Origin of the sequence: Knoellia sp. 3-2P3 (assembly GCF_029223115.1) — a bacterium.
Lineage (GTDB): Bacteria > Actinomycetota > Actinomycetes > Actinomycetales > Dermatophilaceae > Pedococcus_A.
On the sequence record NZ_JARGZE010000002.1, the window covers coordinates 121,312 to 139,996 of the forward strand.

At 70.4% G+C, this 18,685-nt stretch carries 17 protein-coding genes; 9 read left to right on the forward strand and 8 right to left on the reverse strand.

Going from position 1 to position 18,685, the window contains the following annotated elements:
* Positions 1 to 214: 214 nt before the first annotated feature.
* Positions 215 to 1,204 carry a TerC family protein gene (locus tag P0Y31_RS05965; protein WP_275807954.1) on the forward strand — a complete coding sequence of 330 codons (990 nt, stop codon included), beginning with the start codon at positions 215 to 217 and terminating at the stop codon, positions 1,202 to 1,204.
* Here P0Y31_RS05965 and P0Y31_RS05970 read toward each other — a convergent pair.
* Both P0Y31_RS05970 and P0Y31_RS05975 read right to left on the reverse strand, forming a co-directional pair.
* A complete protein-coding gene (locus P0Y31_RS05970) occupies positions 1,193 to 2,068 on the reverse strand; it encodes an EamA family transporter (protein ID WP_275867340.1) in 876 nt (291 codons plus the stop codon). The two genes, P0Y31_RS05965 and P0Y31_RS05970, sit on opposite strands and share 12 nt — an antisense overlap.
* Positions 2,069 to 2,088: 20 nt before the next feature.
* On the reverse strand, positions 2,089 to 2,751 hold the full coding sequence (locus P0Y31_RS05975) for an MBL fold metallo-hydrolase (RefSeq protein ID WP_275867341.1): 663 nt from the start codon (positions 2,749 to 2,751) through the stop codon (positions 2,089 to 2,091).
* Between the two features lie 172 nt (positions 2,752 to 2,923).
* Here P0Y31_RS05975 and P0Y31_RS05980 point away from each other — a divergent pair, with 172 nt between their 5' ends.
* The 3 genes from P0Y31_RS05980 to P0Y31_RS05990 all read left to right on the forward strand — a co-directional run bounded on the left by P0Y31_RS05980 (position 2,924) and on the right by P0Y31_RS05990 (position 4,988).
* Complete coding sequence (locus P0Y31_RS05980) at positions 2,924 to 3,568, forward strand: ATP-binding protein (protein ID WP_275867343.1); 645 nt, start codon at positions 2,924 to 2,926, stop codon at positions 3,566 to 3,568.
* Positions 3,565 to 4,215 (forward strand): response regulator transcription factor, encoded by a 651-nt coding sequence (locus tag P0Y31_RS05985; RefSeq protein WP_275867344.1) that lies wholly within the window; start codon positions 3,565 to 3,567, stop codon positions 4,213 to 4,215. Before P0Y31_RS05980 ends, P0Y31_RS05985 begins: the two co-directional genes overlap by 4 nt.
* Positions 4,216 to 4,298: 83 nt before the next feature.
* Positions 4,299 to 4,988, forward strand: coding sequence for a response regulator transcription factor (locus P0Y31_RS05990; protein ID WP_275807939.1), 690 nt, complete (start codon positions 4,299 to 4,301; stop codon positions 4,986 to 4,988).
* Between the two features lie 5 nt (positions 4,989 to 4,993).
* Here the strand turns inward: P0Y31_RS05990 and P0Y31_RS05995 are convergent, their stop codons facing one another.
* Entirely contained in the window at positions 4,994 to 5,725 is a 732-nt protein-coding gene (locus tag P0Y31_RS05995; protein ID WP_275867346.1) for a maleylpyruvate isomerase family mycothiol-dependent enzyme, read from the reverse strand.
* Positions 5,726 to 5,825: 100 nt separating this feature from the next.
* Here P0Y31_RS05995 and uvrA point away from each other — a divergent pair, with 100 nt between their 5' ends.
* Positions 5,826 to 8,939: an excinuclease ABC subunit UvrA gene (gene uvrA, locus P0Y31_RS06000; RefSeq protein WP_275867348.1), complete on the forward strand. Its 3,114-nt coding sequence runs from the start codon at positions 5,826 to 5,828 to the stop codon at positions 8,937 to 8,939.
* A 99-nt stretch (positions 8,940 to 9,038) separates the two neighbouring features.
* Here the strand turns inward: uvrA and P0Y31_RS06005 are convergent, their stop codons facing one another.
* From P0Y31_RS06005 to P0Y31_RS06025, 5 genes are all read right to left on the reverse strand, one after another.
* Positions 9,039 to 9,764: an ABC transporter ATP-binding protein gene (locus P0Y31_RS06005; protein ID WP_275867350.1), complete on the reverse strand. Its 726-nt coding sequence runs from the start codon at positions 9,762 to 9,764 to the stop codon at positions 9,039 to 9,041.
* Positions 9,748 to 10,512, reverse strand: a complete 765-nt coding sequence (locus P0Y31_RS06010) for an ABC transporter ATP-binding protein (protein WP_275868873.1) — start codon at positions 10,510 to 10,512, stop codon at positions 9,748 to 9,750. The genes P0Y31_RS06005 and P0Y31_RS06010 overlap by 17 nt, the downstream gene beginning before the upstream one ends.
* Before the next feature lie 133 nt (positions 10,513 to 10,645).
* A complete protein-coding gene (locus P0Y31_RS06015; protein WP_275867352.1) occupies positions 10,646 to 11,776 on the reverse strand; it encodes a branched-chain amino acid ABC transporter permease in 1,131 nt (376 codons plus the stop codon).
* Positions 11,773 to 12,756, reverse strand: a complete 984-nt coding sequence (locus tag P0Y31_RS06020) for a branched-chain amino acid ABC transporter permease (protein ID WP_275867354.1) — start codon at positions 12,754 to 12,756, stop codon at positions 11,773 to 11,775. The genes P0Y31_RS06015 and P0Y31_RS06020 overlap by 4 nt, the downstream gene beginning before the upstream one ends.
* Before the next feature lie 109 nt (positions 12,757 to 12,865).
* The gene (locus tag P0Y31_RS06025) at positions 12,866 to 13,969 is read right to left on the reverse strand and encodes a branched-chain amino acid ABC transporter substrate-binding protein (protein ID WP_275867356.1); all 1,104 of its coding nucleotides are present in this window, start codon (positions 13,967 to 13,969) and stop codon (positions 12,866 to 12,868) included.
* A gap of 343 nt (positions 13,970 to 14,312) precedes the next feature.
* On the opposite strand from P0Y31_RS06025, the gene P0Y31_RS06030 reads away from it, so the two are divergent.
* The 4 genes from P0Y31_RS06030 to yvcK all read left to right on the forward strand — a co-directional run bounded on the left by P0Y31_RS06030 (position 14,313) and on the right by yvcK (position 18,682).
* Entirely contained in the window at positions 14,313 to 14,771 is a 459-nt protein-coding gene (locus P0Y31_RS06030) for a Rieske (2Fe-2S) protein (RefSeq protein ID WP_275867359.1), read from the forward strand.
* A 59-nt stretch (positions 14,772 to 14,830) separates the two neighbouring features.
* Positions 14,831 to 16,849, forward strand: coding sequence for an excinuclease ABC subunit UvrC (gene uvrC, locus P0Y31_RS06035; protein ID WP_275867362.1), 2,019 nt, complete (start codon positions 14,831 to 14,833; stop codon positions 16,847 to 16,849).
* Positions 16,850 to 16,910: 61 nt separating this feature from the next.
* Positions 16,911 to 17,747, forward strand: a complete 837-nt coding sequence (gene rapZ, locus P0Y31_RS06040; protein ID WP_275868875.1) for an RNase adapter RapZ — start codon at positions 16,911 to 16,913, stop codon at positions 17,745 to 17,747.
* Complete coding sequence (yvcK, locus tag P0Y31_RS06045; RefSeq protein ID WP_275867364.1) at positions 17,744 to 18,682, forward strand: uridine diphosphate-N-acetylglucosamine-binding protein YvcK; 939 nt, start codon at positions 17,744 to 17,746, stop codon at positions 18,680 to 18,682. The genes rapZ and yvcK overlap by 4 nt, the downstream gene beginning before the upstream one ends.
* The last annotated feature ends 3 nt before the right edge of the window (positions 18,683 to 18,685 follow it).

Genomic DNA, 18,685 nt, shown 5'->3' on the forward strand with positions numbered 1-18,685 from the left:
GGACCGGATTTGAGCGCCCTGTGCCTGTCTGGGACACTCACGGGGACCGATCGGGGGGGAGTATCCCCACGCGGCATCCTCGTCATCACGGCCCACCGTTGCCCACGGCACACCAGCTGCCCACGGCATACCAGGGGTGGGCCCGGGGAGCCGGTCCGCCAGCAGTGGGCGGGAGAGACCTCCGGTCACGCACGTGACCGGAAGGAACCAATCAGTGAACGTCCCCACCTGGGTCTGGCTCGTCACCATCGGGCTTGCCATGGCGGTCTTCGCCGTCGACATCTTCGTCATCGCGCGCAGGCCACACGTCCCGAGCACCCGGGAGGTCGGCACGGCCCTCGGCGTCTACGTCGGCGCCGCCATCCTCTTCGGTCTCGGGATCTGGTACTTCGCCGGCTCGACCTATGCCGGCCAGTACTACGCGGGTTGGCTGACGGAGTACTCGCTGTCGGTCGACAACCTGTTCATCTTCCTGCTGATCATGGCCAAGTTCGCGGTGCCGGAGAAGTACCAGCAGTCGGCCCTGATGATCGGCATCGTCATCGCCATCGTGCTGCGCGGCATCTTCATCGCCCTCGGCGCCGCGGCGATCAACAACTTCTCCTGGGTCTTCTACCTCTTCGGGGCCTTCCTCATCTACACCGCCATCAAGCTCGCCAGGGAGGGGGAGAGCGACGACGACGAGTACGAGGAGAACCGCTTCATGCGCTACATGGAGCACCGGTTCCCGGCGACGCAGGACTACCACGGCACCAAGCTCTTCACCCGGGTCGACGCCAAGCGGCTGGCGACCCCGATGTTCTTCGTCATCCTCGCCCTCGGCACCACCGACCTGCTGTTCGCCCTCGACTCGATCCCCGCGATCTACGGGCTCACCAAAGAGCCGTACCTCGTGCTGACGGCCAACCTGTTCGCGCTCATGGGGCTGCGCCAGCTGTACTTCCTCATCGGTGGACTCCTCAAGCGCCTCGTCTACCTCAGCCTGGGCCTGGCCGTGCTGCTCGCCTTCATCGGCGTCAAGCTGCTCCTGCACGCGCTGCACGAGAACGAGCTGCCGTTCATCAACGGGGGCCAGCACGTACCGGTGCCCGAGGTGCCGATCTCGGTCTCCCTGGGCGCCATCGTGCTCATCCTCGGCGTCACCACGGTCGCGAGCCTGCTCAAGACCCGTCGCGACAACCGCCTGGAGTCCTCAGCCGGCTGAGGCGATGGCGGCCGGCTCCTTGGGGCGGCTCGCGCCCAGCACGACCGCGCTGGCCAGCACGACCAGCGCCATGCCGGTGAGCTGGGTCGGGGTCAGCCGCTGCCCCAGCACGAGCCAGCCGGCCAGCGCCGCGGCCGCGGGCTCGAGGCTGAGCAGGATGCCGAACACGCGCGGGCTGAGCCGCCGAAGCGCGAGCAGCTCCAGGGAGTAGGGCAGCACTGACGACAGCAGCGCGATGCCCAGTCCCTTGGCCACCACCTCCGCGGTCCACAGGGGCACGGTGCCGAGCCCGAAGGGCGCCACGACGAGCAGGGCGACCCCCATGGCGAGGGCGAGGCCGTCCAGGCTCTCGAACTGCGCCCCCGTGCGGCGGCTGAGGATGATGTATGCCGCCCAGCAGGCGCCCGCCGTGGCCGCGAGTCCCAGCCCGAGCCAGTCCAGGTCGGCGAGGGGGACGGTCAGGGCCTCCGAGATCAGGGTCACCCCAGCCCCGGCGGCGACGACCGCCAGGACGTCGACGGTGCGGCGTGAGAGCACCGTCGCCAGGGTGAGCGGGCCGAGGAACTCGATGGTGACGGCGACTCCGATGGGCAGCCGCACGAGCGAGGCGTAGAAGGCGAGGTTCATCAGGCCCATCGCCAGGCCGAAGAGCGCGACCGTCAGCCAGGCCCGGCGGGTGTGCCCGCGCAGGCGCGGGCGGGCCACCGCGCCCAGCACCAGCGCGGCGAAGAGCAGCCGCAGGGTGACCGAGCCCGGGGCCCCGACCTGCGGGACCAGCGTCGCCGCCAGGGCCCCGCCGAACTGGACGGACACGACGGCGGCCAGGACCAGCACGGGGGCGGGGACGGCAGCGGCGGGAGGCACCCGCCCACCGTAGTGAGTGGCTACCAGCGCCGGTCGCGCCACTCCTGCAGGTGCGGCCGCTCGGCGCCCAGCGTCGTGTCGCCGCCATGGCCCGGGTAGACCCAGGTGTCGTCGTCGTAGACGTCGAACACGCGGGCGGTGACGTCCTCGATGAGGGCGTCGAAGCTCTGCCCGGGGTTCGCGGTGTTGCCCACCCCACCCGGGAAGAGCGAGTCACCGGTGAACAGGTGGGTGCGTCCCTCCGGGTCGCGGTAGGCCAGCGCGACCGAGCCCGGCGTGTGGCCGCGCAGATGGACGACGTCGAGGAGCAGGTCGCCGACCTCGATCCGGTCACCGTGGCGCAGCAGCCGGTCCGGGTGCACGGGCAGCGCGTCGGCGTCGTCCACCCCGGCCGCGGTGGGTGCTCCTGTCGCCGCGACGACCTGCGCGAGGGCGCGGTGGTGGTCCCAGTGGGAGTGGGTGGTCACCACGAGGTCGAGACGGCCGCCTGCCTCGCGCACCAGGGCCAGGCAGGCATTCGGGTCGGCGGCGGCGTCGACCAGGAGCTGGGCACCGGTGCGCCGAGAGGTGAGGAGGTAGACGTTGTTGGCCATCTCCGAGACGGCGAGCTTGCGGATGGTCGCCTGTGCCAGCTCTCGTACGGCGGCAGGGCCGCCGGGCTTCACATCTCCGGTGTACGTCATGGGTCCCATCCTGCAATGGACGGAGTGACCAGACCGGGCTACGGGCAGCGGCTTAGTCCCGAATAACTATTGTCCGCTGTATTTCGACGGACCTACGTTGGAGCGGTCACGACAGGGGAGTGCCAGCAGGGGGTGCTGGCGCACCGGTCGTGAAATTGGGTGAGGAACGCACATGACCGCTCTCGTAGAAGGCTTGTCTCGCGCCGCGTCGTCCAGGGACATCGACACGATCCGCGCGCTTTGTCACGACCTGCGCCAGCCACTGGCCGCCATCCTCCTTCTGTCCGACTCCGGCAACGGCGACGTCGACCGGAAGATGGAGGTCATCACCGACCAGGCGCGCTGGCTGAGCCAGCTCGTCGACACCGTGCTCACGGACGCCGCAACCGACACGGTGCAGCCCGTGGACGTGGCCGAGCTGGCCGCGCTCGCCGTGCACCGGGCACAGCCGACCGCCGGGTGCGCCATCAGCCTCGACGTCGAGGACACCGTGCAGGCCTGGGCCCGACCGGTGGCCCTGGGACGTGCCGTGTCGTGCGTGCTCGACAACGCGATCAGGGCCGCGGGCACCGGGGGGCACGTTCGCGTCGCCGTCGAGGGGGAGCCCGAGTGCGTCCACCTCACGATCACGGACGACGGGCCGGGTCTGGGCAAGATCGCCTCGCGGACGTCGCTGGGGCTGACGACCACCCGTGCCATGGTCGCCGCCTGCGACGGCACCTTCGACCTCCGCGCCGGCGCGACGGGCGGCGCGGAGGCAGACATCTGCCTGCACTCGGTCGCACCGCACAGCCACACCGAGTCGGTCGCGTCATGAGGCTGGTGGTCTGCGACGACCACCGACTCCTGCTCGAAGCCCTGGGCCTGGCCCTGGGGGAGCGGGGGCATGACGTGGTCGCGCTGGTGTCCAACGCCGACGACGCCGTCGAGGCTGCAGGCGAGTACCGACCCGACGTGGTGCTGCTCGACGTGAACTTCCCGGACGGCTCCTCGCTGACCGCCATCCGGCGGATCCGGGAGGCCAGTCCCGAGACGAAGGTGGTCATGCTCTCGGCCGAGTCGGACCACGCGGTCGTCGGGCGCGCCATCGCGGAGGGGGCGTCGGGCTACGTCGGCAAGGAGAAGCCGATCGCCGAGATCGTCGACAAGCTCAGCCAGGCCGCCAACGGACACGTCGCGGTCGACCCCGCGCTCCTGCAGCAGGCGCTGCGGCCCCAGAAGCCGAGCGACGACCCGCTCTGGGCCCTGCAGTTCCTGACCGACCGGGAGTGGGAGGTCATGCGCTGCATCATGGAGGGCCAGACCACCGAGCAGATGGCCGAGACGCTGGGCGTGCAGCGCAGCACGGCCCGCACCCACGTGCAGAACCTGCTGACCAAGCTGGGCGTGCACTCACGCCTGCAAGCGGCCGCGCTCATGGCCGCGCACGCCTCGGAGGGGACCTGGCCGGCGCACATGCGCTGACGTGCCGCTCATCTTATTGACGTAGACGGAGATCGGACCGAGGCGGGGTCCGCGCACGACGTGTAGGCGGCAGTGTGATGAACATGGAGAAGCCCATTCGGGTCGTCATCGTCGACGACCACCAGGTGTTCGTGGACGCGCTCGCCGTCAGGCTCGCGGACGAGCCCGACGTCGTGGTGGTCGGCAAGGCGATGAACACCGAGCAGGCGCTCGAGGTGCTGTCCACCACCCCGTGCGACGTGGTGACCCTCGACCTCATCCTGGGCGAGGAGGACGGCCTCGCCCTCGGGCGCGAGATCCTCCGGCGGTGGCCACAGACCGGGATCGTCGTGGTCACCGGCGCCGAGGGCGGAGAGATGGTTCTCGAGGCGGTGCAGTCGGGCATCCGCGGCTGGGTCAACAAGACGGCGAACATCGAGTCGCTGACCGGCGCCCTGAGGGGCGTGGCCCGGGGCGAGACCCACATCCCGGCGGCCCTGCTGACCAACGTCCTGGTCTCGCTCTCCGGCCAGCCGCAGGCGTCGGTGTCGGAGGCGGAGGGCATCCGCAGCCTGACCCAGCGCGAGCTCGACGTGCTCGGGTGCCTGGTGGAGGGGATGTCGCGCAACGAGATCGGCGAGCTGCTGCACGTCTCGCCCAACACCGTGCGCACGCACGTGCAGAGCATCCTGCACAAGCTGAAGGTGCACTCCGCGCTGGCGGCCGTCGCCATCGCCCGGCGCGCCGGGGTGCAGGGCACCTCGGGGCTCCACAAGCGCGCCAACGCAGGCTGAGGCGTTCAGGCGCCTCGTGGCAGGTCGGGCAGCCCTCCGCTGCTGCTGGTGACACCCGAGCCGATGCGGCGGGCGAGCCAGAGGAGCAGTCCGTGCCGCGGGCCGGTCACCTCGGTGGCCCCAGGGCCCTCTCCGTCCGGGTGGCCCACCTCCCAGGACTCGCCCTCGACGGTGCGAAGCGTCACGGACGGCGCCCGGCGCGACAGCCGCAGCCGGCCGACCGCGTCATCGAGGAGCCGCACGAGCACGTCGCCGTCGACGTCGGCGAGGGTGTAGCCCGCGTCGAGGTCGACGTGGTGCAGCACGACCTCCCGCAGCCGCAGGAACGGCAGCGTGCGTGAGGCCACCAGGTGGCCGCCGCGCATCTCGACCTCGGGCGCGACGATCCCGTCGACGAGCCGGGGGAGCACCTGCGCCAACGCCTGCGCCGTGTCCTCGAGGTCGCGGAGCTGCTCGGCGGCGCCCCGGCCGGCGCCGGCCTCGATGTCCGCGTCTCGTCGCCCCGTGCCGCCGGGATACATCTCCTGGCGCTCGCCGGTCACCGCCCAGTCCGCGAGCCGCCCGATGGCCTCGGCGTTGCGCGCCACGTGGGCCAGCACGTGGCCCCGGGTCCACCCGTCGCAGAGCGACGGCACGGCGAGGTCGGCGTCACGCAGCCGGGCGGCGGTGCGCAGCAGGGCACGGGTGGCCTGGTCGACAAGGGCGAGGTCCCCCTCGAGGGGGTCGGCATGGCTCATGCGCCTGACGCTATCTGCTGGCCGAGCCCGCGGCACCTCACCTCGTCGACGTCCTGCCCCGCAGGCCGTGATGCGGCGGCTGTCGGTGGGGGCACATAGCATGAACCGCGTGACTGCTGTGCCCACCTCCCGACCCTCCGACGCCCCGCGCCCGCAGCACGACCACCTGGTCGTGCGGGGCGCGCGTGAGCACAACCTCAAGGACATCTCCGTCGAGCTGCCCCGTGACAGCCTCGTCGTCTTCACCGGGCTCTCCGGGTCGGGGAAGTCCTCGCTGGCCTTCGACACGATCTTCGCCGAGGGCCAGCGCCGCTACGTGGAGTCGCTGTCGGCCTACGCCCGGCAGTTCCTGGGGCAGATGGACAAGCCGGACGTCGACTTCATCGAGGGCCTGTCGCCGGCGGTCTCGATCGACCAGAAGTCGACCAACCGCAACCCGCGCTCGACCGTGGGCACGATCACCGAGGTCTACGACTACCTCCGCCTCCTGTTCGCCCGCGCCGGGCGGCCACACTGCCCCGTCTGCGGGGAGCCGATCACCCGGCAGACCCCCCAGCAGATCGTCGACCGGCTGCTCGAGCTGCCGGAACGCACCCGCTTCCAGGTGCTGGCCCCGGTCGTCCGTGCCCGCAAGGGCGAGTACGTCGACCTGTTCGCCGAGCTCCAGAGCAAGGGGTTCTCGCGCGCCCGCGTGGACGGCGAGGTCGTGTCCCTGACCGAGCCGCCCAAGCTCGAGAAGCAGGTCAAGCACACCATCGACGTCGTCGTCGACCGCCTCGTCGCCAAGGGCGGCGACGCGGGCGCCAAGCGGCGCCTGACCGACTCGGTCGAGACGGCCCTGGGCCTCGCGGGCGGCCTGATGGTCGTCGAGTTCGTCGACCGCGACGCCGACGACCCCGAGCGGGAGCGGCGCTTCTCGGAGAAGATGGCCTGCCCCAACGACCACTCGCTGTCGATGGACGAGGTCGAGCCCCGCTCGTTCTCCTTCAACTCCCCGTTCGGAGCGTGTCCCAAGTGCACCGGCCTGGGCACGGAGCTCGAGGTCGACCCCGAGCTGCTCGTGCCCGACGAGGACCTCTCCATCGCGCAGGGGGCCATCGCCCCCTGGGCGCAGGGCAGCGGTTCGGCCGACTACTTCCAGCGGGTCATCGGCGCCCTCGCCAAGGACCTGAAGTTCTCGATGGACGCCCCGTGGCACTCGCTGCCCAAGCGCGCCAAGGACGCCCTGCTCTACGGGCAGAACTACAAGGTGCACGTCCGGTACAAGAACCGCTTCGGGCGGGAGCGGTCGTACACGACCGGGTTCGAGGGGGTCGTGCCCTTCGTGAAGCGTCGGCACTCCGAGACCGACTCCGAGTGGAGCCGGGAGCGCTACGAGGGCTTCATGCGCGAGATCCCGTGCCCGGAGTGCAACGGCACCCGCCTGAAGCCCGAGTCGCTCGCCGTGCTCGTGGGTGGCCGCAGCATCGCCGACGTGTGCGCGCTGCAGATCGCCGACAGCGCCAAGTTCCTGGCGGAGGTCGACTTCACGCCGCGGGAGCGACAGATCGCCGAGCGCGTGATCAAGGAGATCCACGCCCGCCTCGGCTTCCTGCTCGACGTCGGGCTCGACTACCTGTCCCTCGACCGGCCGGCCGGCACCCTCTCCGGCGGCGAGGCCCAGCGCATCCGCCTCGCGACCCAGATCGGCTCTGGGCTCGTCGGCGTCCTCTACGTGCTCGACGAGCCCAGCATCGGGCTGCACCAGCGCGACAACCACCGGCTCATCGAGACCCTCACGCGCCTGCGCGACCTCGGCAACACCCTGATCGTCGTCGAGCACGACGAGGACACCATCGCCACCGCCGACTGGGTCGTCGACATCGGCCCGGGCGCCGGCGAGCACGGCGGCCAGGTGGTGCACTCGGGTCCGGTCAAGGGCCTGCTCGAGCACCCGGACTCGATGACGGGCAAGTACCTCTCTGGTCGGCTCGAGATCCCGACGCCGCCGGAGCGACGCCCGCAGGAGAAGGGCCGCGAGGTCACGGTGGTGGGTGCCCGCGAGCACAACCTCACCGGCGTCGACGTCAGCTTCCCGCTCGGCAACCTGGTCGCCGTGACGGGCGTCTCCGGCTCCGGCAAGTCCACGCTCGTCAACGACATCCTCTACACCGTGCTCGCCAACAAGCTCAACGGCGCCCGCCAGGTGCCCGGCCGGCACAAGACGGTGAAGGGGCTGGAGCACCTCGACAAGGTCGTGCACGTCGACCAGAGCCCGATCGGCCGCACCCCGCGCTCGAACCCGGCGACCTACACCGGCGTGTTCGACAACATCCGCAAGCTGTTCGCCGAGACGACGGAGGCGAAGATCCGCGGCTACCTGCCGGGGCGGTTCTCGTTCAACGTCAAGGGTGGCCGCTGCGAGGCCTGCTCGGGTGACGGCACCCTGAAGATCGAGATGAACTTCCTGCCGGACGTCTACGTGCCCTGCGAGGTCTGCCACGGGGCGCGCTACAACCGCGAGACGCTCGAGGTGCACTTCAAGGGCAAGACGATCGCCGACGTGCTCGACATGCCCATCGAGGAGGCTGCCGACTTCTTCGCGGCGGTGCCGGCCATCGCCCGCCACATGAAGACCCTCAACGACGTCGGCCTCGGCTACGTGCGGCTCGGCCAGCCGGCCCCCACGCTCTCCGGTGGTGAGGCACAGCGCGTCAAGCTCGCCAGCGAGCTTCAGAAGCGCTCCACCGGGCGCACCATCTACGTGCTCGACGAGCCCACCACCGGCCTGCACTTCGAGGACATCCGCAAGCTGCTCCACGTCCTGCAGGGCCTGGTCGACAAGGGCAACACCGTCATCGTCATCGAGCACAACCTCGACGTGATCAAGAACGCCGACTGGATCGTGGACATGGGTCCCGAGGGCGGCAGCGGCGGCGGCCGGGTGATCGCCGAGGGCACGCCCGAGGAGGTCGCCGACGTCGTCGAGAGCCACACGGGCCGGTTCCTCGGCCCGGTGCTCGCCAGGAGCGCCCGCACCCCTGACCGCCCCACCGGCACCGGGTCGGCGGCCAGGAAGACCGCGGCGGCCCGCGCCACCAGCACACCCACCGCGAAGGCGAAGGCCACCACGGGCACGGCCAGGAAGGCGGCCACGGCCAGGAAGGCGGCCACGGCGAAGTCCACCGGCACGGCGAAGAAGGCCACCGCCAAGCGGTCGACGCGCAAGGCCTGACCCAGCGGGCAGACCGACCCTGCGCGAAGGCCCCCGAGGACGCACCTCGGGGGCCTTCGCGTTGTATGCCGTGCCCGCGGCATACGGGGGACGGTTCCGTCAGGCGTCGCCGCCGAGGTAGGCCGCCTTCACGGCAGGGTCGGCGGCCAGCTCGGCGCCGGTGCCCTCGCGGACGATCTCGCCCGTCTCGAGGATGTAGGCGCGGTGGGCCCGCTTGAGCGCCTGGGCGGCGTTCTGCTCGACGAGCAGCACGGTGGTGCCCTGCTCGTTGATCTCCGTGATGATGTCGAAGATCTGCTGGATGAGCTTGGGCGCCAGGCCCATCGACGGCTCGTCGAGCAGCAGCAGCTTCGGGTTGGCCATGAGGGCCCTCCCGATCGCCAGCATCTGCTGCTCGCCGCCGGACATGGTGCCGGCCACCTGGGAGCGGCGCTCCGCCAGGCGCGGGAAGAGCCCGAAGACGCGGTCGCGGTCCTCCTTGATCTTCGGTGTCTTGCGGTCCTTGCGGGCGTAGGCCCCCATGTCGAGGTTCTCGGTGACCGTCATGCCGACGAAGCAGCCGCGGCCCTCGGGGGACTGGGCGATCCCGAGCACGGGCCGCTCGTGGGCGGGCATGTTCGTGATGTCCTTGCCCTGGAAGCGGATCGACCCCAGCCGCACCGGGCGCAGGCCCGACACGGTCTTCATCGTGGTCGTCTTGCCGGCGCCGTTGGCGCCGATCAGCGTGACGATCTCGCCCTCGTCGACGGTGAACGAGATGTTGCGGATGGCCTCGATGCGTCCGTAGTTGACGCAGAGGTCGTCAACCTCAAGAAGCACTCTCATCAACTCCCAGGTAGGCCGCGATGACGGCGGGGTTGTCACGGATCTCGGCGGGCAGGCCCTCAGCGATCTTCTTGCCGAACTCCAGCACGACGATCCGGTCGGTGACGCCCATGACGAGCTTCATGTCGTGCTCGATGAGCAGCACGGTGTAGCCCTGCTCGCGGATGGTCTGGATCAGCTCCATGAGCCGGGCCTTCTCCGCCGGGTTGAATCCGGCCGCGGGCTCGTCGAGGCACAGCAGCTTGGGGTTCGTGGCGAGCGCACGGGCGATCTCGAGTCGCCGCTGGTCGCCGTAGGGCAGGTTGCGGGCCAGCTCGTCGGCGCGGCGCTCCAGGCCCATGAACTTGAGCAGCTCGTGGGCACGGTCCATGCCCTCGGCCTCCTCGGCCCGGTGCTTCGGCAGCCGCAGCAGCGCTGACCCGATGCCGGTGGAGTGGTGCGCGTCGGCACCGACGAGCACGTTCTCCAGGGCCGTCATGTTGTGGAACAGGCGGATGTTCTGGAACGTGCGCGCGATGCCCAGCTTGGTGATCTGGAACTTCTTGCGTCTGCCCAGCGGCTCGCCCATGAAGCGCACCCCGCCCGACGTGGGCTGGTAGACGCCGGTCATGACGTTGAAGCAGGTGGTCTTGCCGGCACCGTTGGGGCCGATCAGGCCGAGGATCTCACCGGTGTTGATGTGGAACGAGACGCCGTCTAGGGCCGTGACGCCACCGAAGCGGAGGGTGACGTCGTCGACCTCGAGCATCTTGCCCTTGGGCAGGTGCGCCACCTCCTCGACGCTGATGTCGACCGAGGTGTCGGGGGTCTCGCTGACGTCCTCGGGCCGGGTGGCGCCGAGGGGGCCGTCGTGACGGGGGACCGGGTTCTCGGGCGTGGTCTCAGGCATGGGCGTGTCCCTCCTCCAGGATCTCGGCTTCCTCTTCCTCGGCCTGCTTCGCCCGGACGCTGCGCTTGGGAGGCAGCAGGCCCTGCGGGCGGAAGATGGCCAGCGCCATCAGCGCGAGGCCGAACAGCAGGTAGCGGCCGTCTGCGAGGAAGCGGAACTTCTCGGGCAGCCAGATGAGCAGCACGGCCGCCGCGACGACGCCCCAGCGGTTGCCCTGGCCGCCGACGACGACCATGGCGACGAAGAGCACCGAGTAGATGATCGAGAAGTTGTCAGGATTGATGAAGCCCTGCCGGGTGGCGAAGAGGGCGCCCGACAGACCGCCGATGGCCGCGCCGGTGGCGAACGCCAGCAGCTTGAACCGGAACGTCGGCACACCCATGAGCTCGGCGGCGTCCTCGTCCTCGCGGGTGGCCTCCCACGCACGGCCCACCCGGGAGTTCTGCATGAGCCAGTCGAGGAAGAGCACGACGAGCACGAGGGTGAGCGCGAGCCAGTAGAACGGCACGGCGTCGACGACGCTGAACTCGAGGAACGTGGTCGTGGTCTCGAGATCGACGTAGGCCGTCAGGCCCTCCCACGTGATGTGCGGGATCTCGAAGATCGCCCAGCTCGGCGGCGAGGGGATGTTGGCGATGCCGGACGCGCCACCGAGCCACTCGGTGTTGAGCAGCACGAGGCGGATGATCTCGCCGAAGCCGAGGGTCACGATGGCCAGGTAGTCACCGCGCACGCGGAGGGTGGGGGCGCCGAGCAGGACGCCCGAGACCAGTGTGACCGCCATCGCGACGGGGAAGGCGAGCAGCAGCGACACCGTGCCGTGGGCCGACGTCAGCACGCCGACCGTGAACGCACCGACGGCGAAGAAGCCGACGTAGCCGAGGTCGAGCAGGCCGGCGTAGCCGATGACGATGTTGAGGCCGATGGCCACGAGCGAGTACATCGCGCACGAGAAGAGCACCGAGGCGAAGTCGGAGTCGGTCGTGGTGATGAGCGGCGGGTTGATGATCGGCAGCAGGTAGACCAGCAGGACCAGGAGCAGCCAGAGGACGATCTGGGCCCACTTGGGCAGCTTGCCGAGCCGGACGCGGGTCGAGTGGAAGAAGTTGCGGACGGCGTTCATGCGCGGGCCTTCCCGAGGGACTCACCGAGCAGGCCGGTGGGCCGGAACAGCAGGATGACGACGAGGAGGACGAAGGCGACGACGTCCTTCCACTCGGTGCCGAAGATCGCGGACCCGTAGTTCTCGGCGACACCGAGGATGAAGCCGCCGAGCAGGGCGCCACGCAGGTTGCCGATGCCGCCGAGCACGGCGGCGGTGAACGCCTTCACACCGAGGATGAAGCCGGCGTTGTAGCGGGTCACCCCGATCTTGAGGAGGTACAGCATGGCGGCGCCGCCGGCCATGATGCCGCCGATGAGGAACGTGATGCGGATGACGCGGTCACGGTTGACACCCATCAGGGCGGCCGACTCGGGGTCCTGCGCCACGGCGCGGATGCCGCGGCCGAGGCGCGAGCGCCGCATGAACTGGTCGAGCACCACCATCATGATGAGCGCGGAGACCATCACGAGGATGTCGACGTTCGTCACGTTGTAGTTGAAGACCGGGAAGACGGGGTCGGTGTCGACGACCCGCGGCAGGGGCAGGTTCTCGCGAGGGCGACCGACGTACTCCTGCAGGCCCTCGATGCCCAGCGCCGAGAACGGCTTGTCGCGAAGGCCCATGGCCTCCGAGAGCACGAACGAGGCCCCGATCGCGGAGATGAGGGCGATCAGGGGTGGGGAGTTGCGCTTGCGCAGGGGCCGGTAGGCGAAGAACTCGAGCCCGACCGCGATGAGGCCCGAGACCGCCATGGCGGCGGCGAAGCCGAGCACGAGCAGGCCCACGACACCCAGTCCGGAGGCGTTCGTGGCGCCCACGGCCATGAGGACCCACACGGCAGCAAAGCTGCCCCACATGAAGACCTCGGAGTGGGCGAAGTTGATGAGGCGCAGCACGCCGTAGACGAGGGTGTAGCCGAGGGCGACCAGGGCGTACACCGCACCGATGGCCAGACCGGTGATCGTCAGCGCCCAGAACTGGTTGACCAGCAGATCCATGTGACCTCCGTTGGGGGAGCGGGGGACGCCGTGAGGGTGGCGTCACCCGAACGGGAACACGGTAGCGGCCAGGACCCTGCTCGTGAGGGTCCTGGCCGCTACCCGTCGACTACTTGACTTCCTGGTCCGGAACGATCTTGCCGCCCTCGACCTTGTAGGCCCAGACGGAGACCTCGGCAGGCTCGCCCTTGTCGTCGAACTTGACCTGCTTGGTCACGCCCTTCTCGTCGTACGCCTTGATGAAGGCGTTCATGTCCTCAGAGGAGGTCTTGCCCGCGGCGATCGCGGCGAGGAAGACGTTCGCGGCGTCGTAGGCCTCGGCGGAGTAGGTCGCGGGCGGGGAGCCGTAGGCCTTCTCGAAGGCCGACGAGAACTCGGCGGCCTCGTCCGGGGGCAGGCACGGGCAGGTGACGATGGCACCGTCGGCCGCGCTGCCGGCAGCCTTGATGAAACCGTCGTCCTTGACGCCGTCAGCGGCCACGAAGGTGCCCTTGTAGCCGGCGGAACGCAGCTGCTTGACCAGCAGCGCGGCCTCGGCGTAGTAGCCGCCGAAGAAGACGGCGGGCGCCTTCGACGCGGTCACCTTGGTGACGGTGCCGGAGAAGTCGGTCTGCTTCTGCTGCACGGCGTCGTTGCCGGCCACCTGGCCACCGAGGTCCTTGCGGACGATGTCGGCCAAGCCCTTGCCGTACTCCGAGGAGTCGTCGATGACGAACGCCTTCTCGGCCTTCAGGATGTCCTTGATGTACTTCGCGGCGGCCGGGCCCTGGGTGGCGTCGTTGCCGAGGATGCGGTGGAAGGTCTTCCAGCCGTTCTCGGACAGCGCCGGGTTGGTCGCAGAGGCGGTGATGATGTTCAGGCCCGCCTTGTCGAAGATCGGGTTGGCAGCCTTGGACTCACCGGAGAAGGCCGGGCCGACGACGCCGACGAGCTTCTTGTCGGTGACGGCCTTCTGCGCCAGGCCGGGCGCGACCGAGGGGTCGCCCTGGCTGTCGAAGGTCACGAGCTGAACCTTGCAGTCCGCGTTCTTCTCGTTGTACTGCTTGACCGCGAGGTCGGCGCCGTTCTTGATGTTGATACCGAGGTTGGCTGCGTCGCCGGTGAGGGCGCCGAAGAAGCCGATCTTGAGGTCACACGCCTTGTCGCCACCAGCAGCGTTGTCGCTGGAGGTCGTGGTTCCACCACAGGCACTCAGCGCGAATGCGGCGGCCACGACGGGCGCGCCAATCTTTATCAGGGAACGCAAGACTCCTCCTGAGTCACTTGGGTGCGCACACGCAGCACACACTGGGCACCCCGCGGGGGGTGACTTGAACACTAGACACTCAGGAGCGGCGGACGTAAGAACCCGGCGAATATTGGTGACCGTGTCGTTACCCGAACCGTCGTCACGACGCCGCCAGAGAACCTCCGGCCTGCTTATTCCGGGCACCCACAGGCCCTCCGCGGCACCGTCACAGGTCCTGTTCAGGGTGCACACGGCATACTCGCGGCCACCGGCGCCCACTGATGAGGGCGCACCCCGACGAAAGGTCCGCGCTGCCATGACCGAGGCCATGAGCTCCGACAACCAGACCGAGGCGGGGGTCGCCGCCTGCTGCAGCCGCCGGGCCGTGCTGCTGTCCGCGGGCGTCGCGGGCAGCGCCGTGGCGCTGACCGCCTGCGGCGCCGCGGAGGACATCGCCAGCGATGCCGCCTCGAGCGCCGGGGCGGCCGCGTCCAGCGCCATCAAGGACGCCATCTCCAAGGCCACGATCCCGGTCGGCGGCGGGAAGGTGCTGTCCGACCAGAAGGTCGTCATCACCCAGCCGACCGAAGGGGACTTCAAGGCGTTCACCGCGGTCTGCACGCACAAGGGCTGCACCGTCGCCAACGTCTCGGACGGCACCATCAACTGTGGCTGCCACGGCAGCAAGTTCGACATCGCGACGGGAGAGGTCAAGCAGGGTCCGGCCGCGAAGGCCCTGCCCCGCAAGACCGTGTCGGTGACCGGGGACGGCATCACCGTCTCCTGACCCGTCGGGGGCAGGGAGGCCGTGCCGGGGGCGTCGGCGCGGCCTCCTAGAGTGGGGGCGTGGCTGACCCGTCGACCTACCGCCCCGCCCCGGGCGAGATCCCGGTCGACCCGGGTGTCTACCGGTTCCGGGACCGCGACGGCCGCGTCATCTACGTCGGCAAGGCCAAGTCCCTGCGGCCGCGCCTGTCGTCGTACTTCCAGGACCTCAGCGCGCTGCACCCGCGCACCGCGACGATGGTCACCACGGCCGCGAGCGTCGAGTGGACGGTGGTCTCGACCGAGGTCGAGGCGCTGCAGCTCGAGTACTCCTGGATCAAGGAGTTCGACCCGCGGTTCAACGTCAAGTACCGCGACGACAAGTCCTACCCCTACCTCGCCGTCACCCTGGGCGAGCCGTTCCCGCGCGCCCAGGTCCTGCGCGGGGCAAAGCGCAAGGGCACCCGCTACTTCGGCCCGTACGCCCACGCCTGGGCGATCCGGGAGACGCTCGACCTGATGCTGCGCGTCTTCCCGATGCGCACCTGCTCGTCCGGGGTGTTCAAGCGGGCCGGCCAGGTGGGCCGGCCCTGCCTGCTGGGGTACATCGACAAGTGCTCGGCGCCGTGCGTCGGTCGGGTCACCCCCGAGGAGCACCGCGCCATCGCCGAGGACTTCTGCGACTTCATGGCGGGGAACACCACCAAGTTCGTCAAGCGGCTCGAGCGCCGGATGCAGGAGGCCTCGGCGGCACTGGAGTTCGAGCAGGCCGCGCGGCTGCGCGACGACATCGGGGCTCTCAACAAGGCCCTCGAGAAGTCGGCGGTCGTGCTCGGCGACGGCACCGACGCCGACGTCTTCGCCCTCGCCGACGACGAGCTCGAGGCCGCGGTGCAGGTGTTCCACGTGCGGGGCGGCCGGGTCCGCGGCCAGCGAGGCTGGGTGGCCGAGAAGGACGCAGAGTCGGTGCCCGAGATCGTCGAGCACCTCCTGCAGCAGGTCTACGGCGGCGAGTCGGGCGAGGGCGTGCCCCGCGAGGTGCTCGTGCCGGTGCTGCCGCCCGACCTCGAGGCCGTCGTGGAGTGGCTGACGGGCCTGCGGGGCTCCCAGGTGCAGCTGCGGGTGCCGCAGCGGGGCGACAAGCGCACCCTGATGGAGACGGTCAGGCGCAACGCCGAGCAGTCGCTCGCGCGCCACAAGCTCGCACGGGCCGGTGACCTCACCGCTCGCAGCCAGGCCCTCCAGGAGCTCCAGGAGACGCTCGACCTGCCCGAGGCGCCGTTGCGCATCGAGTGCTTCGACGTCAGCCACGTGCAGGGCACCCAGGTGGTGGCCTCCATGGTCGTCTTCGAGGACGGCCTGGCCCGCAAGTCCGAGTACCGCCGGTTCATCGTCCGCGGCGCCACGGAAGGCGGGACGGTCGACGACACCGCGGCCATGCACGAGGTGCTGACCCGCCGGTTCCAGCGTTACCTCGAGGACCGCGACCAGGCGTCGGACATCGAGCTCGGCCCGGACCGCGACAACGGCGAGCCCTCCGGCGGGGTGGGGGAGCGGGTCGACCCGGACACCGGGCGACCGCGGCGCTTCGCCTACCCACCCAACCTCGTGGTCGTCGACGGTGGCCTGCCGCAGGTGAACGCGGCCCGCGCGGCCCTCGACGCCCTCGGTGTCGACGACGTCGCGGTCGTGGGACTGGCCAAGCGGCTGGAGGAGGTCTGGGTTCCCGGCCAGGACTTCCCGGTCATCCTGCCGCGCACGAGCGAGGGGCTCTACCTGCTCCAGCGGGTGCGCGACGAGGCGCACCGCTTCGCCATCGCGTTCCACCGCCAGCGCCGGTCCAAGGCCATGACCACGAGCGCGCTCGACGGCATACCGGGCCTGGGTGAGGCCAAGCGCAAGGCGCTGCTGCGGCACTTCGGCTCGGTGAAGAAGATCCGGGCCGCCAGCGCGGAGGATCTCCAGGCCGTTTCCGGCATCGGACCTGCGCTGGCGGGCACCATTGCGGCACAGTTGTCCCAAACATCCCCCGCCGCGCCCGCGGTGAACCTCATGACCGGCGAGGTCATGGACGACGACGAGGAGCAGCCGAGTGCCTGAGGCAGAGGCCGAGCCCGCGCAGCCCAGCCCGACACCCCTCGAGCTCGTCATCGTCACGGGGATGAGCGGGGCCGGGCGCAGCACTGCGGCCAACGTGCTCGAGGACTCCGGCTGGTACGTCGTGGACAACCTGCCGCCGCACCTGCTCGTGCCGCTGACCGAGCTGGCGTCGACGTCGGAGCGCACCACCCCCATCACGCGCATCGCGGCGGTCGTGGACGTGCGCGCGCGGGGGTTCTTCACCCACCTGCAGGAGTCGCTGGCCGAGCTGCGCGAGCGCGGGTGGCAGCCCAACCTCGTCTTCCTCGACGCGAGCGACGAGGCCCTGGTCCGGCGCTTCGAGAGCGTGCGACGGCCACACCCGCTCCAGGGCGAGGGCCGGCTGCTCGACGGCATCGTGCGCGAGCGAGACCTGCTGCAGGACCTGCGGGCCGACGCCCAGGTGGTCGTCGACACCTCGGGCCTCAACGTGCACCAGCTGGCCAAGAAGATGACCCAGGTCTTCGCGGAGCCCGGCGGGCCCAAGGTGCGGATCGCCCTCATGTCGTTCGGTTTCAAGTACGGACTGCCGCTCGACGCCGACTTCGTCTTCGACATGCGCTTCCTGCCGAACCCCTTCTGGATCCCGGAGCTGCGCAACTTCAGCGGCAAGGACACCCCGGTCGCGGAGTTCGTCATGGCCCAGGACGGCGCCGCCGAGTTCATCGACCGCGTGGTGGAGCTCATGCGACCGGTGACGGCCGGCTACATCCGCGAGGGGCGCCGCTACGTCACCATCGGCATCGGCTGCACGGGCGGCAAGCACCGCTCGGTCGCGATGTCCGAGGCGCTGGCCGTGGCGCTGGGTTCCCCGGACGTCGCGACGTTCGTGGTGCACCGCGACCTGGGGCAGGAGTGAGCGGCCCGGCGGTCGTGGCGCTCGGCGGCGGGCACGGGCTATCAGCGTCGTTGTCGGCGCTGAAGCTGGTGAGCGACGACATCACCGCCGTGGTCACGGTGGCGGACAACGGCGGGTCGAGCGGGCGGCTGCGCGAGGAGTTCGACGTGCTCCCGCCGGGCGACCTGCGGATGGCCCTGAGCGCCCTGTGCGAGGACTCGGAGTGGGGCCACACCTGGCGCGACGTGCTGCAGCACCGCTTCCGCGGCGACGGCCCGGTCGGGGGCCACGCCCTCGGGAACCTGCTGATCGTCGCCCTCTGGGAGGTCAACCGCGACCCCGTGGCGGGGCTGGACCTGGTCGGCCGGCTCCTCAACGCACGCGGGCGGGTGCTCCCGATGGCGGCGGTGCCACTCGAGATCACCGCAGTGGTGCAGGGCCACGAGGCGGCGCTCCCCGACGAGGTCACGACCGTGCGGGGACAGGTCGCCGTCGCCGGCACCGCGGGAAGGGTGCGCAGCATCGCGCTGGAGCCCGCCGACCCGCCGGCGCCGCCCGCGACGGTGCAAGCCGTGCGCGACGCCGACTGGGTCATCCTGGGCCCCGGCTCGTGGTTCACGTCGGTGATGCCGCACCTGATGGTGCCCGCGCTGCGCGCGGCACTGCACGACACCAGTGCCCGCCGGCTGCTCACGCTCAACGTGGAGCACTCGGGGGAGACAGCCGGCTTCTCCGCGGCCAACCACCTCGAGACGCTGGCCGACCACGCCCCGAGGCTGCGCCTCGACGTGGTGCTCGCGGACCCGGGAGCGGTCGACGACGAAGCCGCCCTGCGCAGGGCGGCCGCCCGGCTCGGGGCCGACGTCGTCGTGGCGCCGGTGGCCAAGCGGCGCCACCCGGGGCACCACGACTCGCTCCGCCTGGCGGCGGCGTACCGTGACATCCTCGGTGCCTGAGCG

Bases quoted from the DNA above. Each gene is read 5' to 3' on its own strand.
- P0Y31_RS05975 (WP_275867341.1), bottom strand. From the start codon at position 2,751: ATGACGTACACCGGAGATGTGAAGCCCGGCGGCCCTGCCGCCGTACGA.
- P0Y31_RS05980 (WP_275867343.1), top strand. From the start codon at position 2,924: ATGACCGCTCTCGTAGAAGGCTTGTCTCGCGCCGCGTCGTCCAGGGAC.
- P0Y31_RS05985 (WP_275867344.1), top strand. From the start codon at position 3,565: ATGAGGCTGGTGGTCTGCGACGACCACCGACTCCTGCTCGAAGCCCTG.
- P0Y31_RS05990 (WP_275807939.1), top strand. From the start codon at position 4,299: ATGGAGAAGCCCATTCGGGTCGTCATCGTCGACGACCACCAGGTGTTC.
- P0Y31_RS05995 (WP_275867346.1), bottom strand. From the start codon at position 5,725: ATGAGCCATGCCGACCCCCTCGAGGGGGACCTCGCCCTTGTCGACCAG.
- uvrA (WP_275867348.1), top strand. From the start codon at position 5,826: ATGAACCGCGTGACTGCTGTGCCCACCTCCCGACCCTCCGACGCCCCG.
- P0Y31_RS06005 (WP_275867350.1), bottom strand. From the start codon at position 9,764: ATGAGAGTGCTTCTTGAGGTTGACGACCTCTGCGTCAACTACGGACGC.
- P0Y31_RS06010 (WP_275868873.1), bottom strand. From the start codon at position 10,512: ATGCTCGAGGTCGACGACGTCACCCTCCGCTTCGGTGGCGTCACGGCC.
- P0Y31_RS06015 (WP_275867352.1), bottom strand. From the start codon at position 11,776: ATGAACGCCGTCCGCAACTTCTTCCACTCGACCCGCGTCCGGCTCGGC.
- P0Y31_RS06020 (WP_275867354.1), bottom strand. From the start codon at position 12,756: ATGGATCTGCTGGTCAACCAGTTCTGGGCGCTGACGATCACCGGTCTG.
- P0Y31_RS06030 (WP_275867359.1), top strand. From the start codon at position 14,313: ATGAGCTCCGACAACCAGACCGAGGCGGGGGTCGCCGCCTGCTGCAGC.
- rapZ (WP_275868875.1), top strand. From the start codon at position 16,911: ATGAGCGGGGCCGGGCGCAGCACTGCGGCCAACGTGCTCGAGGACTCC.